The sequence below is a fragment of the Haemophilus sp. 27098_8_127 genome (genome assembly GCF_041433495.1).
GTDB lineage: Bacteria > Pseudomonadota > Gammaproteobacteria > Enterobacterales > Pasteurellaceae > Haemophilus_D.
This window is the reverse complement of sequence record NZ_JAPWBP010000003.1, coordinates 102,596-119,142: the sequence shown is the minus strand read 5'-3', so window position 1 is coordinate 119,142 and position 16,547 is coordinate 102,596. Positions and strand designations below refer to the sequence as shown.

The following is a 16,547-nucleotide window of genomic DNA, read 5'->3' as shown; positions in this document are numbered from 1 at the left end:
GAGTTTATTATGAGTAACTTAAAAGGGATTGTTCATCAAAAAAATCGCGAAATCATGACCGGGCGAATTGCTATCGGTGCATTGCTTGTGATTTGTTTGGTGCTATGTGCCATTATTTTTACCGCACCAAGTCGATTAATGATTTATAACCCACCGGATTTACGTGCGGGAAGTCAACGCCCTTGGTGGGAAGTGCCAAAATCAACCGTTTATGCCTTTGCTTATCAAACCTTCCAGCAGTTAAACCGCTGGATGGAGAATGGCGAGGAAGAATACAAATTAAATATTGAAAGAAATAAAGCCTTTATTACGCCAAGTTGCCAAGAATTTTTGAAGAAAGACTACTATGACCGTTTATCTAACGGTGAATTACGTGAACGTGCACGTGGTGTTTATGAAATTGTGGGACGTGGATTTAAAGACAGTAGCGTTATTGTGCATAGTCCAGATAGCTGGACGGTTAATCTTGATTTAAGTGTAGATGAGTATTTCAAAGATGAACCAGTAAAACGTGTTTTAACCCGCTTCCCGGTCAATATCGTGCGCATGGAAACAGATTTACAGAACAATCCTTGGGGATTGGGATTTAACTGCTACAGCTCAATTCCATTACGTTTAGAAGCAAAAGAATTTAGAGAAGGGGATAACCAATAATGAAAAAACTCACTTTGTTACTAAGCGCGGCTTTTATCTTTTCACCAATGACGGCATCTGCCGATGTGTTAATGAAATGGGCGCGCAAACCGTTACCTATTGACTTACAAATCGAAAAAGAACGTATTCTATTCGTAGATAAAAATGTAAAAGTAGGTTATCCACCTGAATTAGATAGCAAGCTTCGCATTCAATCAACTGGCGGTGCGGTTTATTTAAAAGCAACTGCAGATTTCCCAAAAACACGCTTGCAGCTTATGGATGTTGCAACTGGAGAAATAATCTTACTTGATGTGCAAGCGAAGCATTCTGTTGCCAATGCAAGTGAGCCAATTCGCTTTGTTTATGAAAATAAAGTTGAAAAACAAACAACTGCTTATGGCCAAGATGCAAATGCATATAACGAACCAATGCCAAATGCGCGTCCGGCACTCCCCGCTCCAGCTGCATTAACACGTTATGCCGCACAAATGTTTTATGCGCCTTTACGTTCAGTTGAGCCTTTGGAAGGTGTGCGCCAAGTTTCACATCGCCTTCCTACACCGCTTAAAACGCTCTTACCTGCATTGCCTGTGCGAGCTACTCCATTACTCAGCTGGCAACTTGATGAGTATGTTGTCACTGCGGTTCGCTTGCAAAACCAGGGGCAATCTCGCATTGATTTAGATCCTCGAGAGCTTCAAGGTCGATTCTATGCAGCAACATTTCAGCATAATTGGCTTGGGGGGCATGATACACCTGAAGATACCACAACGTTATATCTTGTGACAGAAGGTTCACCTAATCATTCTGTTATCCCTCAGTCAAATTCATATAAACCGAAAAAATTGAAAAAAGTCACCACAACAGTGACAACTCAAACAAAATAAGGAGCGAACAATGCAAATGAAAGCAAATAAAGCGTTCTATGTTATTGGTGGGATTACCGCTCTTGTCGTGACGCTGATGGCTGGATTTCTTTTCTCCGGTAGTAGTTCAACAAATACAGCAGAAACCAAGAAAGAAGATACTTTAGATATCTCTTTTAAAGATTTATCACCGGAAGAATTACGAGCAATGGGGATTGAGGGTGACACATCTAAAGATACGGTAAGAACACTTATAGGTAAAGTGAAAGAGCATAATAAGCGATTTGATGAAGTGATTTTACAAAATGAACGCTTGGTAAAAGAGAATGAGCAGTTAAAAAATCAAGCAAACAATACGGATTATCAAATTCAACAGGCGGTACAAGCAGAAACAGGGGCGTTAATTAATGAGATTAATGCGTTAAAAGATCAGGTTGTACAAGCTGGTAATCAAGTTGTAGGGAATGGAAATGCCCAGGCAAATCCCAATGCTCCTCTACCAATAAACGGAGCAACAACTGGCCCTCAGGTTGAAACTCGAGGGGGAATTAATTGGGTGAACCCTAGTGATATGCCAACTACAGACAGACAAGGGAATGCTCTACAAGGTATTGGTGTAAATGGTGCAGGAATCGGTTTTCCCAAAACCTTCGATAACAATGTGAATGACATCCGAAAATCTAATGATGGGTTGCAATCTAGTACAGGTAATAATGCAATATTTAATACCGCTACACCATTTTTCACAATTGCAGCTAACTCTACTTTAACTAATTCTGTTGCTATGACTGCGCTTGTTGGGCGTGTGCCGATTGACAATAAGGTAACCGAGCCTTATCCGTTTAAATTGCTTATTGGTCGAGATAACTTAATTGCAAATGGCATTGAACTGCCGGATATTGAAGGCGCAATTGTCTCTGGAACAGCAAGCGGTGACTGGACGCTATCTTGTGTTCGTGGTGATGTGAAAAGCTTAACTTTTGTGTTTAGCGATGGCCGCATTGTTTCAACAGACAATTCTGACGATAAAATTGGCTGGTTATCTGATCCACATGGTGTGCCTTGCATTCCTGGAGAACGCAGAACAAATGCTCCGGAATATCTAACGACCAACTTCTTCTTAACGGGGGCTTCAGCAGCTGCACAAGGCTTATCATCTTCTCAATCAACAACAGTGGTTGATGGCGGTGCAGTAATTGGTGCGGTAACGGGTAATAACGGTAAGTATATTCTTGGTCAAGCGTTAGGTGGCGGTTTGAGAGAAACAGCAGACTGGTTCCGTCAGCGTTATGGCCAAATGTTTGATGCGGTATATGTTCCACCGGGTAAAGAAGTGGCTGTACACATCGAAAAACAAATTGATATTGATTATGACCGCATGTCTCGAAAAGTGAAATACGGACAAGCCTCAAGACAATCTAACTTGGATTAAGGAGCAATAATGAAAGTTTTAATGATGATGGGCGTGATTTTAGCCGCAAGCAGTGTTTTGACTGGCTGCTCAACTTCTCAAGGTGATTTATTGCCAACAGGCGATGCAACAATGAAAGATATTTGGAATCGAGGCGGTAATGATAGCAATATTACATCTTATCGGACACCGAATGGCCGTCTTATTGATGCACCAAATTACGTTTCATCTCGTGAACAACAAACTTATACCCGTACAGCAGAAAACGAGGTGAAAAATCTTTTCCCTCGTTTACCAAACCCTGATTTAGTGATGTATGTTTATCCGCACTTAACTGATTCCTCAGAGCAAATGCCTGTACCAGGTTATTCTTCAGTAATTCCATTTTATGGACGTGTGCAATATGCCCAACCGGGTGAGCGTACAAGAATGTACTAGATGAGGTAAGAAACGATGGCATTATTCCAAGACGTGTTAGAGGCTTTCTTCCCTGCTAAAAAAGGTGATAAGCCTCAACCTAAAAAGGAACCTATCCTAACATCCATTGCACCGGAAGAAGCACAGCAGGATGATACCAATAACGTAGAAGAGACGATTGAAATCACTCCTGTTATGCGTAATAGAAAAATGACCAGAGAGCAACATGTTAAAATGCTTTATGGGCGCGATCCCTCTTTTATCTCCAATCTTCCTTATGCGGAATATTTGGAAGAAGAAGGCGTAATGCTTTTTGATGATGCTAAAAGTGCAGGTGCGGTATTTGATATTAAGCCTATAGGAACTGAGGGAAGAAGCAGCGACTATCTTAATCGCGTTCGCACATTGGTTAAAGATGCCTTACAGGATAGTTTCGATGAACTTGATACCAACCCTTACGTTGTACAATTCTATTGCCAGGATGACAAGGATTTAAGCGGTTATGTTGAGAATCTGAGACAGTACATTAAAACCACTTCACCTGAAGCGAGCGGTAGTGAGTTTACAGAACAGTGGCTTGGTGAAATGGAGCGTCACTTAAAAGCAGTAGGTAAACCAGGTGGGCTTTTTGTTGATGACCGGGTAACAAATACGGCATGGGCTGGAAAAGTGCGTAAAACACGCATGGTTATTTATCGTTATGCTGGAAATAATGAGACAGATACAATCGAGAAATTAAATACAGCTTGTGATCGTGTTCAAAGTGCTTTTATCACAGCTGGATTAACCATGGAACGCCAAAATGAAACACAAATTCATCGTTGGTTATTAGAATGGTTTAATCCAAATCCATCACGCTATTTTAACGGACTCGATGATAAAGCTTGCTATGATCTTTTATCACTCTCTAAGGATGAATCTGCTCTACCATTACAAGACCAAGATTTTAGTGAAAATCTCTTTTTTACGCCACCGGAAAGTAAAAATGGCTATTGGTATTTTAATGAGCAACCTCACGAAGTCATTGTAGTTGATAATATTCGTAAGCAGCCGGATGTTGGCCACATGACAGGCGAAGTCACTCGAGGTCGTAATATTAATGCACTATTTGATTTATTGCCGGAATCAACCATTATGGCTATCACTGTAGTCATTCATCCTCAAGATAAATTACAGGCGCATTTAGACAAATTAAGTAGTCGAGCTGTCGGTAATAACTATGAGTCTATCTATTTAAAACAAGATGCCCTCACAGTAACGGAATATTTAAAAGACGGACACAAGCTTTATCAAGCTGGCATGGTTTTCTATGTAAGAGGGAAAGACGATCAAGAGCTACGCATTCGCTCAAGAGAATTAAGAACGGTTTTACTCAGTAATAATTTAGTGCCGGTAAAAGAAGGCAACGAAGTTGCGCCTCTTAATAGCTATTTACGCTGGCTACCGATGAATTTTAATCCTCAATTAGATGCAAAATCTCGTTTTTATACCAAATATTATTGGGTGCAACACATTGCGAATATGTTACCTGTATTTGGCCGTGAGACCGGAACGGGACACCCAGGAATCACCTATTTTAACCGCGGTGGAAGCCCATTAGATTTTGACCCACTAAACCCTAAAGACCGGACTAAAAATGCGCATAAGCTCATTTTAGGCCCTACAGGTTCAGGTAAATCGGCAACATTAACCGCACAAATGGCACAACTGATGGCGGTGCACCGTCCTCGCTTGTTTATTGTAGAAGCAGGTAACTCTTTTGGATTGTTTTCAGATTATGCGGAGCGTTACGGTTTAACGGTTAACCGGGTATCTCTTGAGCCAAGTAGTAACATCGCTTTACCGCTCTTCTCTGAAGCGCATCGTTTATTGGAAATGGATATCGATCTTGAAGTTCAAGATGATGACGATAATGAAGATGAAGGCGAGGAACAACGAGACTTACTTGCGGAAATGGAATTAACCGCTCGCTTAATGATCACCGGGGGAGAAGCGAAGGAAGATGAGAAAATGAGCCGTGCTGACCGCTCGGCTATTCGCCAGGCTATTTTATTAGCTGCAGAGAAAACTTCACAAGAGACCCCACCTCGTCAAGTTTTAACCGGGGATGTAAAAGCCGCACTTGAGGAGTTAAGTCGTCGCCAAGATATTCGCCCGGAACGTGCATCTCGTCTTGCAGATATGGCCGAAGCAATGGATATTTTCTGCACTGGGGTAAATGGTCGATTCTTTAACCGTGAAGGGGAAATTTGGCCTGAAGCTGATATTACACTTGTCGATTTGGCGATGTTTGCACGTGATGGCTATGAAGCTGAATTAGCGATTTCGTATATTTCCCTAATTAACCATATCAACTCATTAGGTGAAAAATATCAACACAGTTTCCGCCCTATCGTGAACATTACGGATGAGTCGCATATCATTACCGTAAATCCACTTCTAGCTAAGTTCCTGGTTAAAGGTTCTAAAATGTGGCGTAAATTGGGTATTTGGTTATGGTTAGCTACACAGAATATGGCTGACTTCCCTGATGAATCTGATAAATTACTCAGCATGGTTGAATGGTGGGAATTACTTAACCTTTCTAATGATGAAGTCGAACAGGTAAACCGTTTCCGTCGTTTATCCGAAGCTCAGAAAATGATGTTGTTATCTGCGAAAAAAGCAGATAAGAAATATACTGAAGGTGTGGTGCTCGCAACCAATATGGAAGCCTTATTCCGTGTTGTTCCACCTAGTCTTTACTTAGCACTAGGGATGACTGAAAAACACGAGAAAGCACAACGTAAACAATTAATGATGGAACATAACTGTACTGAGTTAGATGCGGCATTGATGGTTGCTAAAGACTTAGACAAAAAACGGGGGATTGCAGTCAATGACGAACTTAACTCAATCGCAGCCTAATCCTAATATGACTTTTCATCGTATTTTTGACATTGGGCCTCGCATCCAATCACTTGCTTTTACCTCTGATGAGGTGAAAGCCTACGTGCTGCATTTCATTGCAAAAATTAAGACAAAAATTGGTTCAAACTGCCAATTAAGCGCATTTCCTCAGCGTGTATTTACTCAATCAAGTTGGAAAGTACACGCTAAAGGAGATAAAGGTGAAGTGCATTTATTATTTAATATCTCCGGGCGTTTCCAATTACCTGTGTTTTCTTCCGAAAACTGGCCAGCTAGACTTAATGTGGAATTAACCGATCACGTTGATGCATATTGGTTAATTCAATATTTGCTTTGGAAATTAGCTGCAATTTGGGAATCCCCTGCTGACTTATCCCCAGTTTTTGGGGATAAGACTGTGGGTAATGAATAAGGAGTCCTGATGTCTCAAGGTAAAAAGCCACAATCAAGAGGATGGCTTAAAAATGTACTCCGTTTTATTGCTATCCTTTTATTTTTATTTTTAGCCCTTACTGCAATTGGCATCTTTGCAACTCAATATCTTCAGAATGTTGATATTCGTGCTTGGTTTATTAAAACGCAGTGGATATGGTTTGCAGTACGATTATTACTATATGGTGCGATTATGTTGATGGTCTATTCCATTTCTCGTCGCCAACCATCTTCTATGCCGGCAAAAGCAAAATGGTTAATTGCGATGATTTTAATTTTTGCTGAAGCGATTACACAGATTACTTTAGCTTAGGGGGAAATATGACATTCTCAGTTGACAGTTATCTTGAATATTTCCTGACTCTACTTGGTTGGTTGCTTAATAACGGAGTTTTTGCGTTATTTGTTGGAACAGGGTTATGGCTTCTTCCGCTTATCGGAATGATCTTTAAAATTTGGCGTGACGTAGCTAAACAAGGGGATGATGAAGGTGAGAAAGGGGATTTATTAATCCGCTGGCTCACAATCGAACTCCTTCCAGCAATGCTTATCGTTGTTTTGACATTAGCCCCTCTTATCCCGGTATCATTGAATAACCTTGAATACAATGAACGTTCATCTATTCAATGTGGCTATAAAGTTCCTGCTTCCCCGGATAAATCAGGCTATGCGCCATTTACGACAACATTTGGAGACAGACAAGCCCGAATTCCTATTTGGTGGATGTTGATGCACAAAGTGGATAAAGGTCTAACTTATGGTATGACTGCAGTATTGCCTTGCCAGCGTGATTTACGTCAGGTTAGATTTGAAGTGCAACATCAAAAAATCACTAACCCAGCATTATTAACTGAAGTGCAGCAATTTGTGCAACAATGCTATATCCCGGCTCGTCAAAAATTACAAACAAGCCAACTTGCCTTGAGTCCGGCACAAATCCGCGAAACATCCTGGTTAGGTGGTAAATTGCTTATTAATAACAGCGAGCTCTACCCTCGTTTTAGGGCTCAGCAACCTATTAGCACGTTCCCTTATGATGCAAATCGAGATGCGGCATTACCTAATTCGGGAAAAGGTGGTTTCCCAAGTTGTGATCAATGGTGGGATGAAAGTGGAGCTGGATTAAAATCTCGCTTACTTACAGATATGCGTCAAAACTTATCTGCCCAGGTGAGTGATTTCTTTAACTCTATCGACAACCAAGATGAAGCTTTATTGAGAACACTTTTACGCTCTGAAAACATAGATGTTTCAAAAGGGAAAATGTATCAAGGTTACGGTGGTAGCGTGGATGCTGGATTTTGGAATGCGGTTACTCGACTCACCTCAACTGTAGGAACGGCTGTTGGAAGTTTGGCTATATTCCCAGGCCTAGATGCAATGCGACAAGCCCTACCAATGGTTCAAGCCTTTATGATTATGGCTGTAATTATTTTAATTCCAATTATTACGATTTTAAGTGGCTTTGCTATTAAAACTGTAATGACATTAAGCTTCGTATATTTTGCACTCATTACAACCACATTTTGGTGGGAGTTAGCAAGATGGCTTGATTCATACCTAATAGAAATTATGTATAGTTCTCCATCTCATAATATGCTAAACATCCACTTTTTAGAAAATGCAGAAGATGACATTATTTCTAACTTTGTGATGGGGAGTTTATTTATAATTTTACCTGGTTTATGGTTTGGAGCAATGACCTGGGCTGGAATTCGAGTGGGTGGCGAGCTTAGCGCTGCCATTGCGAAAGGAACTGAATCATCCCAAAAATCAGGGGGGCAATTTGGAGATAAAATTAGTAAAAAAATATAACGTATAAAAAAAGTCCATCTGTTAGACAGATGGACTTTTTTATTTACGAAAATAATTAATCGTCATCATCTCCGTAAACTTTTACTCCGTTAATATAATAGCCAAACCCCTGAAAACCATAATCCCACTTTCCTTCTTCTGATGAATCATCATTTGCAAGTAATTCTGACAACAAAGATGTATCACTTACTGGCTCTTCATCTAAATATTCAATGTTTTTAGAAGGCTTGGTTTTGGAAATTATAACTCCGGCCAAAATTGGACTCGCAGCAAGAGCAGCAGCTGTCACAACAGCTTTACGAGGCTTTCCTGGGAGAAATGACAAAGTGCGGTCAATTTTCTTAAAAAATTGTCCGACAGTATGGCCAAACTTTTGAGCGTCCATATTCTCTCTCCTATTAAAATACTCTGACTTACTCTCATTGTACTCTTATTATTCTTTTATTAAAACCTCGTTTTAAGCAGGAAAAATGTGATTTTTGCGATCCACGTCGCAAATTTTACTAATTGGGGTCTGACGCTCAGTGGAACGAAAACTCACGTTAAGCAACGTTTTCTGCCTCTGACGCCTCTTTTAATGGTCTCAGATGTCCTTTGGTCACCAGTTCTGCCAGCGTGAAGGAATAATGGCCGAGCATATTGATATGTCCGTGGCAAAGCGGGGAGAGGCGTGCGATATCTTCATCATTCAGTGTTTCACCCTGCGCCCGGAGATGATCCAGGGCTGCCTGCATATAAATAGTGTTCCATAACACGACGGCGTTAGTGACCAGCCCCAGTGTGCCCAGTTGATCTTCCTGACCGTCGGTATATCGTTTTCTTATCTCACCTTTTTGACCGTGACAGATGGCTCTGGCAACGGCATGGCGACTTTCTCCCCGATTAAGCTGGGTCAGAATGCGCCGGCGGTAATCTTCATCATCAATATAATTAAGCAGATACAGCGTTTTGTTGATGCGCCCCACTTCAATGATTGCCTGAGTCAGTCCGGAAGGACGTTCACTTTTCAGCAATGAACGGACCAGCACTGAAACCTGTACTTTGCCCAGCTTCAGGGAGCCAGCGGTCCGGATCATTTCGTCCCACTGAAGGACTATTTTTCGGGGATCTGATTGCCCTCTGGCAATATCATTCAGCACGCCATAGTCGGCATCATGGTCCATTCGCCAGAAAACCGAAGCACCGGCATCAGCCAGGCGTGGAGAAAACTGGTATCCCAGCAGCCAGAAAAGGCCAAAGACAAGTTCGCTGGCACCTGCTGTATCGGTCATAATTTCGGTTGGATTCAGCCCGGTCTCCTGTTCCAGAAGACCTTCCAGCACAAAGATAGAGTCCCTCAGCGTCCCCGGTATAACGATGCCATGAAAGCCGGAATACTGATCGGACACAAAGTTGTACCAGGTGATCCCTCTGTTATTACCAAAGTATTTGCGGTTCGGTCCGGCATTGATTGTTCTGACTGGCGTAACAAAGCGCATTCCATCTGCAGATGCCACTTCTCCTCCACCCCATATCTGTGCCAGTGGCAGCGTTGCCTGAAAATCAACCAGTCTGGCATTAGCGCTGGTGATAGTTTCAGCCCGCAGATAGTTCGCTTTTGTCCAGTTCAGCCGGTGTCGGGTCAGTGCAGGAACATTTGATCTGATCAGTGGTTCCAGACCGATATTGCAGGCTTCAGCCATCAGCACGGCGCTGATGCTGACGGGCAGATCATCAACTCTGGCACTGGCTTCACTAGCATGGAAAAACTCATCAGCAAATCCGGTATGGGCGTTAATTTCGAGCAGCAACTCCGTTAAATCCACCGGAGGGAGTAGATCACTGATCATTTTGCTCAGTCGTTTCAGACTGTCCGGCTCATCAAGACTGGCGAGGGGAGAAATTGTCAACCGGGGCTTCGGGCCAGAAACATCGAGTTCGACAGCCTCATTTTCGCAAAGACGTGCAGCAACCTGTCTGTAACGACTATCAAGCTGATGACCCAGAGATTTTATTGCTTCCTGCGGGTCTGTCGGGTGCCCCAAAGAACGATAAACCTTAATCCGGTTTGCCTGCCAGTCAGCACCCTGTAGTAATCTTGCACGAGGATCTCCCCACCGGTTACTGCCGGTAACGTAGACATCCCTCCGCCTCAGACTATCCTGCAGTTTACTGAGAAAGCAGAGCGTGTATCCCCTGCGGGTGATATGTTTTTCCTTGTTAATCACCAGCCGTTTCCATGACCGACTGATAATTTCCGTTGGTGCGTCGTCAAAAAACTGCCGCCGTGAGCTGAACTCCCGGCTGAGGTAGTCACAGGCATTCAGAGTGGTAACCCCGGCAGGTGCGGATGAAAATTTAACGGTATTCAGCAGATGGGGCAGGAAACGACGAACGCGCCCGTACTGCTCCACCATTTCTTCATGAAAATTATCGTCTGAGGGCCGGGCAATTTCACGGACAAGCGTGATGATTTCAGCCAGCTTTTGCCTTGGGATGTAGCTGAACACCTCAGCACGAATCGATTCGTCCGGTGTTTCTTCTTTCAGCAGGTACGAACATGCGCTGGCGAGCGCCAATGCAGATTTATCCAGATCCTTCAGCGAGCGGAGCCGTTTTTTCTGCCCAATCTTTCTGGCGTCACGGATGATAACGGCCAGCATGGCGTCCAGAACGTCCAATGCATCATCCAGCGCCAGCGTTTCCCATGCAAGGACAAAGGCAACCAGAACCGCCATCCTTTTCTGCGGTGACATCCTGGCAATATTGAACACCGAAGTCATACCAGCATAACGTGCGAGATTTTTCAGGCGCACAGCCGGGAGTGTACTCAGGTTTTCAGCATGCAGGCCAAAATCGTTCAGAGTTTTCCAGCGTTCAATTGCTTCATTAAACGCCGGACCACTGATGGTCACAGGGCCCTTTTTCAGTGATTCCAGTAAAGACAGGCGGCTGCAATCAGTTGGCCCCAGCAGCATCTCCAGCTGTGAACGCTGTTCGGCTGACGGTATCAGTGCCAGTTTGTTCCACAGGCGCAACGTCGCCTTTTCCCTTACCTCTGAAATCAACCGGGTCAGCGTAGTGGCTCCGGGGAGAATAATACGATGTTGCATAAGCCACCCTGTCGCCAGATCGAAAAGCAGGCCAGGACGTTCGTTGCTTATCCAGCTCCGGGTATATAAAAGACGGGTAAGGCGAAATGTCCAGGGCCAGGCAAATTCACGATACTGATAGTGCTGACGTATCAGCGCTGCATGCTCACGGCGGGTATTTTCCCTCTGACCGTATTCTGCAAGAACGGTGATATCACGAATCCCGAGCTGTCTGGCGGTAAAATGCCGGACGCCGGAAGGAATATGATTCATATCGGTGAGGAAGGTGCCCAGAAAACGGACACATCCAATTTGCAGGGCAATGCCCAGACGGTTGTGATCACCTCTGCTTTTTCCGATAAATTCCTTGTCTGCTTCATCAAGGTGAAAATATCGTGCCAGCTGAAGCTCATCCGGTTCACCGGTGAATCTGCCATAGCTTTCAGTCTGCTCAGTGGTCAGAAAGTCAACGGGCATATCGGCCTCCCTGCCTGACGGGCATTTAGTAACATTTTTCCAACCGTACGAAATGTTATAAATTATCGGACATCGTAAAACTGTTACATTAATATGTCTATTAAATCGTAAATTTGTAATAATAGACATGAGTTGTCCGATATTCGATTTAAGGTACATTTTTATGCGACTTTTTGGTTACGCTCGGGTCTCAACCAGTCAGCAGTCTCTTGATCTTCAGGTCAGAGCACTCAAAGACGCAGGTGTGAAAGCAAACCGTATATTTACCGATAAGGCATCCGGCAGTTCAACAGACCGGGAAGGGCTGGATTTGCTGAGGATGAAGGTGGAGGAAGGTGATGTCATTCTGGTTAAGAAGCTCGACCGTCTTGGCCGCGACACTGCCGATATGATCCAACTGATAAAGGAATTTGACGCTCAGGGCGTGGCAGTCCGGTTCATTGATGACGGGATCAGTACCGACGGTGATATGGGGCAAATGGTGGTCACCATCCTGTCGGCTGTGGCACAGGCTGAACGCCGGAGGATCCTAGAACGCACGAATGAGGGCCGACAGGAAGCAAAGCTGAAAGGAATCAAATTTGGCCGCAGGCGTACCGTGGACAGGAACGTCGTGCTGACGCTTCATCAGAAGGGCACTGGTGCAACGGAAATTGCTCATCAGCTCAGTATTGCCCGCTCCACGGTTTATAAAATTCTTGAAGACGAAAGGGCCTCATGATACAATAACCCTGGTAAATGTTTCAATAATATTGAAAAAGGAAGAGTATGAGTATTCAACATTTTCGTGTCGCCCTTATTCCCTTTTTTGCGGCATTTTGCCTTCCTGTTTTTGCTCACCCAGAAACGCTGGTGAAAGTAAAAGATGCTGAAGATCAGTTGGGTGCACGAGTGGGTTACATCGAACTGGATCTCAACAGCGGTAAGATCCTTGAGAGTTTTCGCCCCGAAGAACGTTTTCCAATGATGAGCACTTTTAAAGTTCTGCTATGTGGTGCGGTATTATCCCGTGTTGACGCCGGGCAAGAGCAACTCGGTCGCCGCATACACTATTCTCAGAATGACTTGGTTGAGTACTCACCAGTCACAGAAAAGCATCTTACGGATGGCATGACAGTAAGAGAATTATGCAGTGCTGCCATAACCATGAGTGATAACACTGCTGCCAACTTACTTCTGACAACGATCGGAGGACCGAAGGAGCTAACCGCTTTTTTGCACAACATGGGGGATCATGTAACTCGCCTTGATCGTTGGGAACCGGAGCTGAATGAAGCCATACCAAACGACGAGCGTGACACCACGATGCCTGCAGCAATGGCAACAACGTTGCGCAAACTATTAACTGGCGAACTACTTACTCTAGCTTCCCGGCAACAATTAATAGACTGGATGGAGGCGGATAAAGTTGCAGGACCACTTCTGCGCTCGGCCCTTCCGGCTGGCTGGTTTATTGCTGATAAATCTGGAGCCGGTGAGCGTGGGTCTCGCGGTATCATTGCAGCACTGGGGCCAGATGGTAAGCCCTCCCGTATCGTAGTTATCTACACGACGGGGAGTCAGGCAACTATGGATGAACGAAATAGACAGATCGCTGAGATAGGTGCCTCACTGATTAAGCATTGGTAACTGTCAGACCAAGTTTACTCATATATACTTTAGATTGATTTAAAACTTCATTTTTAATTTAAAAGGATCTAGGTGAAGATCCTTTTTGATAATCTCATGACCAAAATCCCTTAACGTGAGTTTTCGTTCCACTGAGCGTCAGACCCCTAATTTTACTGATTTATCTATCCCCTCAATGTACCTTAACACTGCAATATAAAAATAAACCGTACCAGGAGGAGATATGAAAGCTCGTTTTAAAGAATGGCTTATTAGTTTAAATGAAATAGCAATGAATGAATTAGGAATTGATGAAATGCTTACTCATCTTGATGATGAACTGAACATCATTAACGGAAATGAATGTGAACAGGAGATTTTAAATAATTTAATACAAATCTTTAAAAATAGTGAATACCACTAAAAAAATAAGCGGGAAAATCCCGCTTATTTTATCTCTATTTACGCTTATGAAGCTTTCATACTGCGACGTTCAAAGTTTTGAGTTGCACTACCCGCTTTACAGCTCACCGTATCCATTTTACTGCCATTGGTGATATAAAGCATTGGCTCTTCAATACTGTTACTATTGTGTGGTTGCACAAATTGAATCGTGTAACTTGTGCCATTATTTCTCATTTCTAATGAGCTAGTAATAAATCCTGAACCAGTAGCTACATAAGAATCCTGATTAGCAAAAACTTGTTTTACCGGATTTTTAAAAGAAACCTGGCCATAAGTGAATTCATAATCTGAACCATTTTTTGTTACAGACACCGGGCTTCCGTTCTCTGCTGTACAAGAAAAAATATTATTAGCTGCAAAAGCTGGCGTTGCAAACATAGCTACCGCTCCAATAGTGAGTAATTTTTTCATAAAAATATCCTTTATTTATTTTCCTAAAATGTAATCTGCTTCTTGGTTACGACGTTTAGCATTTACACCATTATTATTGTTTTGACGATTTCTTACTGCATTTGCTAGTGCGTTCATATCGCCTGATTGCGCAGATGCCTGGGCTGCAGCAATCACATCTTTTGTTAATGAGCCATAGTTATAGGCATAAGATGTTAATGCGGCTTGGGCATTTGGCGGTAACTTATCCCATGTTGAAGATGATACGTTATTTCTCGCTCTATTTGCAAATTCTTGTGTTCGACGTGCTAAATCACGCTCTGCGTCAGCGCGACTAACTACAGTATCTTTCGTTACTTTGACAATTGTACCATCCGCTTTTGTGATAGTATCTGAACCATATCCAGTGCGATAAGCATTGACATCCCAATATGCTTTATCACTAAACCCTTCAAATTTTTTCAACAACCCTGTAGCTTGATCAAGTGCAGTCCCTTTAATTGCTGGAACTGATGAATAAGAAGTGTTACCTCTACTATTTCCGGATGTACCGCCAGTCCCGGTGTAAGACAGGGAGTTTGACATCTGAGGCACTTCTAAAGTGACATTGTTACGAGGAATATTGATATTGTCAGCATCTGCCAATTCAGCAGCATTGCTATTCGTACCATTAGCTAAATCGCTAATCCGTTTATCTACACTGTCACGTGTAACATTTCCGGTTCCAGTGTTATATTCACGTAGCTCTTTATTTTGTAGGATTGCAACTGCGGAATTCCCGGTAAGTGATTTTTGTAGATCAATCTCCATTCTAATTTGACCTATTTCTCGGTCAATTAAAGTGAGGATCTTTTCTAACTCTTCTTGAGCATCTTTATTGTTGGCCACATTTGGCTCACGCATACCCGTTAAAACAGCTCGACGTGCAAGAAGCATTTTCTCCATTGTTTTAGCTACAGCAATTTCACTGGCTAAACGCTGCCCTAATACTTGAGCATCGGGATCTTCTCGTAAAGACTCAATTAAGCCACGAGTTACAGGAACTGTTGTAGAACTTAATTCTGCAAGTACTTCAACGGAAGGAGTGCTCATGTTAAGCGCTTTTTGTAATTGAGTTACCGTCTTAATATTTTCTTTTTCAATTTCAGGTGTTAAACCAACACCAGCTCGAGAGCTACTAGCAGTACCACAATCTGTTTTACAAGTAGTTAATTGCTTCTCACCGATCACATTCGTTAACCAATCTGTCATATCTTTAGGATTATCCCAAGTTTGACAAAGTAATCCGCTACAACTACTACCGGAGATTCGACCTGATTCTAATACATTACGCTTGTTTTGCATGTTGTAGCCAGCTTTTGCAACATCCTCAACAATTTTGATTGGTTCTTGTCCTTGGCCACCGCGTTTTTTACCCCCGACCCACTCTTTACCTTCCTTACCTTGAGATTCCTCAAGTCTCTTTTTAGCTCGAGTAGCATCTGGTTCAGTTGAAGTAATGTCTTTAAAGGATTCCATATCCGAACTTTGAGACCAACGACCATTTAAAGTTGCGTCTGCAAGCTTCTTAGACATTTCTTCACAGCTGGTTTTTAAGCTATTAAAATCAATTTTACCTTGATATAAACCATTCGTAAGAATATCGTATAACTGAGGATTTGCTCGTTGAATAACCATTGCAGGTAAACTCGCCACAGCTCCTGTGGCTGATTCGATAACGTTACTATAAAGATCTTTAAATCCTTCAGTTAAACCATTTAACTGATTTTTAATACTCGTCTTAATGTCAAAATTACCGCACATCAAGTTAGCTTTCCAACCAATCCCAAATTCAGCTGCAGGAATCGTACCTCGACTCGGGGGAGCCATATAACCTACACCGCCCCCAATTTGATAAAACACCATATCAGACAAAATAGAATCGGCTTTATTAAATCCAAACGGATTACTATTAGAAGCTGATACTGGCATGGTTGAGGATAAGATTGCGCACGATATAGCAATATAAGATGCTTTCAGTGCATGATTTAATTTCATACTCAATTCCTT

Annotated in this window: 15 protein-coding genes; 11 read left to right on the top strand and 4 right to left on the bottom strand. The window is 42.8% G+C overall.

Annotated features, from left to right (window positions below):
* Positions 1-9: 9 nt before the first annotated feature.
* From O3746_RS04870 to O3746_RS04835, 8 genes are read left to right on the top strand one after another with little or no spacing between them, the layout of a single operon-like run.
* A complete protein-coding gene (locus O3746_RS04870) occupies positions 10-654 on the top strand; it encodes a PFL_4703 family integrating conjugative element protein (protein WP_011271845.1) in 645 nt (214 codons plus the stop codon).
* On the top strand, positions 654-1,523 hold the full coding sequence (locus O3746_RS04865; protein ID WP_011271846.1) for a TIGR03749 family integrating conjugative element protein: 870 nt from the start codon (positions 654-656) through the stop codon (positions 1,521-1,523). Before O3746_RS04870 ends, O3746_RS04865 begins: the two co-directional genes overlap by 1 nt.
* A gap of 10 nt (positions 1,524-1,533) precedes the next feature.
* Positions 1,534-2,934 (top strand): TIGR03752 family integrating conjugative element protein, encoded by a 1,401-nt coding sequence (locus O3746_RS04860; RefSeq protein ID WP_011271847.1) that lies wholly within the window; start codon positions 1,534-1,536, stop codon positions 2,932-2,934.
* Between the two features lie 9 nt (positions 2,935-2,943).
* Positions 2,944-3,351 carry a TIGR03751 family conjugal transfer lipoprotein gene (locus tag O3746_RS04855; RefSeq protein WP_011271848.1) on the top strand — a complete coding sequence of 136 codons (408 nt, stop codon included), beginning with the start codon at positions 2,944-2,946 and terminating at the stop codon, positions 3,349-3,351.
* Positions 3,352-3,366: 15 nt separating this feature from the next.
* The gene (locus O3746_RS04850; RefSeq protein ID WP_011271849.1) at positions 3,367-6,237 is read left to right on the top strand and encodes a conjugative transfer ATPase; all 2,871 of its coding nucleotides are present in this window, start codon (positions 3,367-3,369) and stop codon (positions 6,235-6,237) included.
* Positions 6,209-6,652, top strand: coding sequence for a hypothetical protein (locus O3746_RS04845; RefSeq protein ID WP_005687593.1), 444 nt, complete (start codon positions 6,209-6,211; stop codon positions 6,650-6,652). The genes O3746_RS04850 and O3746_RS04845 overlap by 29 nt, the downstream gene beginning before the upstream one ends.
* A gap of 9 nt (positions 6,653-6,661) precedes the next feature.
* A complete protein-coding gene (locus O3746_RS04840; RefSeq protein WP_011271851.1) occupies positions 6,662-6,985 on the top strand; it encodes a hypothetical protein in 324 nt (107 codons plus the stop codon).
* 8 nt (positions 6,986-6,993) lie between these two features.
* Positions 6,994-8,487: a conjugal transfer protein TraG N-terminal domain-containing protein gene (locus tag O3746_RS04835; protein ID WP_011271852.1), complete on the top strand. Its 1,494-nt coding sequence runs from the start codon at positions 6,994-6,996 to the stop codon at positions 8,485-8,487.
* Between the two features lie 55 nt (positions 8,488-8,542).
* Here the strand turns inward: O3746_RS04835 and O3746_RS04830 are convergent, their stop codons facing one another.
* Both O3746_RS04830 and O3746_RS04825 read right to left on the bottom strand, forming a co-directional pair.
* Entirely contained in the window at positions 8,543-8,872 is a 330-nt protein-coding gene (locus tag O3746_RS04830) for a hypothetical protein (RefSeq protein WP_005667844.1), read from the bottom strand.
* 157 nt (positions 8,873-9,029) lie between these two features.
* Entirely contained in the window at positions 9,030-12,035 is a 3,006-nt protein-coding gene (locus O3746_RS04825) for a Tn3-like element Tn3 family transposase (RefSeq protein WP_001143760.1), read from the bottom strand.
* 163 nt (positions 12,036-12,198) lie between these two features.
* On the opposite strand from O3746_RS04825, the gene O3746_RS04820 reads away from it, so the two are divergent.
* The 3 genes from O3746_RS04820 to O3746_RS04810 all read left to right on the top strand — a co-directional run bounded on the left by O3746_RS04820 (position 12,199) and on the right by O3746_RS04810 (position 14,067).
* Positions 12,199-12,756 (top strand): recombinase family protein, encoded by a 558-nt coding sequence (locus O3746_RS04820; RefSeq protein WP_001235713.1) that lies wholly within the window; start codon positions 12,199-12,201, stop codon positions 12,754-12,756.
* A gap of 47 nt (positions 12,757-12,803) precedes the next feature.
* A complete protein-coding gene (locus O3746_RS04815) occupies positions 12,804-13,664 on the top strand; it encodes a broad-spectrum class A beta-lactamase TEM-1 (RefSeq protein WP_000027057.1) in 861 nt (286 codons plus the stop codon).
* A 223-nt stretch (positions 13,665-13,887) separates the two neighbouring features.
* Positions 13,888-14,067 carry a hypothetical protein gene (locus O3746_RS04810; RefSeq protein WP_005667851.1) on the top strand — a complete coding sequence of 60 codons (180 nt, stop codon included), beginning with the start codon at positions 13,888-13,890 and terminating at the stop codon, positions 14,065-14,067.
* 44 nt (positions 14,068-14,111) lie between these two features.
* Here O3746_RS04810 and O3746_RS04805 read toward each other — a convergent pair whose 3' ends face one another.
* Together O3746_RS04805 and O3746_RS04800 are read right to left on the bottom strand one after the other, a co-directional pair.
* Positions 14,112-14,519 (bottom strand): hypothetical protein, encoded by a 408-nt coding sequence (locus O3746_RS04805; protein WP_005667853.1) that lies wholly within the window; start codon positions 14,517-14,519, stop codon positions 14,112-14,114.
* 15 nt (positions 14,520-14,534) lie between these two features.
* The gene (locus O3746_RS04800) at positions 14,535-16,535 is read right to left on the bottom strand and encodes an integrating conjugative element protein (protein ID WP_005687597.1); all 2,001 of its coding nucleotides are present in this window, start codon (positions 16,533-16,535) and stop codon (positions 14,535-14,537) included.
* Positions 16,536-16,547: the final 12 nt, after the last annotated feature.

Bases quoted from the DNA above. Each gene is read 5' to 3' on its own strand.
- O3746_RS04870 (WP_011271845.1), top strand. From the start codon at position 10: ATGAGTAACTTAAAAGGGATTGTTCATCAAAAAAATCGCGAAATCATG.
- O3746_RS04865 (WP_011271846.1), top strand. From the start codon at position 654: ATGAAAAAACTCACTTTGTTACTAAGCGCGGCTTTTATCTTTTCACCA.
- O3746_RS04860 (WP_011271847.1), top strand. From the start codon at position 1,534: ATGCAAATGAAAGCAAATAAAGCGTTCTATGTTATTGGTGGGATTACC.
- O3746_RS04855 (WP_011271848.1), top strand. From the start codon at position 2,944: ATGAAAGTTTTAATGATGATGGGCGTGATTTTAGCCGCAAGCAGTGTT.
- O3746_RS04850 (WP_011271849.1), top strand. From the start codon at position 3,367: ATGGCATTATTCCAAGACGTGTTAGAGGCTTTCTTCCCTGCTAAAAAA.
- O3746_RS04845 (WP_005687593.1), top strand. From the start codon at position 6,209: ATGACGAACTTAACTCAATCGCAGCCTAATCCTAATATGACTTTTCAT.
- O3746_RS04840 (WP_011271851.1), top strand. From the start codon at position 6,662: ATGTCTCAAGGTAAAAAGCCACAATCAAGAGGATGGCTTAAAAATGTA.
- O3746_RS04835 (WP_011271852.1), top strand. From the start codon at position 6,994: ATGACATTCTCAGTTGACAGTTATCTTGAATATTTCCTGACTCTACTT.
- O3746_RS04830 (WP_005667844.1), bottom strand. From the start codon at position 8,872: ATGGACGCTCAAAAGTTTGGCCATACTGTCGGACAATTTTTTAAGAAA.
- O3746_RS04825 (WP_001143760.1), bottom strand. From the start codon at position 12,035: ATGCCCGTTGACTTTCTGACCACTGAGCAGACTGAAAGCTATGGCAGA.
- O3746_RS04820 (WP_001235713.1), top strand. From the start codon at position 12,199: ATGCGACTTTTTGGTTACGCTCGGGTCTCAACCAGTCAGCAGTCTCTT.
- O3746_RS04815 (WP_000027057.1), top strand. From the start codon at position 12,804: ATGAGTATTCAACATTTTCGTGTCGCCCTTATTCCCTTTTTTGCGGCA.
- O3746_RS04810 (WP_005667851.1), top strand. From the start codon at position 13,888: ATGAAAGCTCGTTTTAAAGAATGGCTTATTAGTTTAAATGAAATAGCA.
- O3746_RS04805 (WP_005667853.1), bottom strand. From the start codon at position 14,519: ATGAAAAAATTACTCACTATTGGAGCGGTAGCTATGTTTGCAACGCCA.
- O3746_RS04800 (WP_005687597.1), bottom strand. From the start codon at position 16,535: ATGAAATTAAATCATGCACTGAAAGCATCTTATATTGCTATATCGTGC.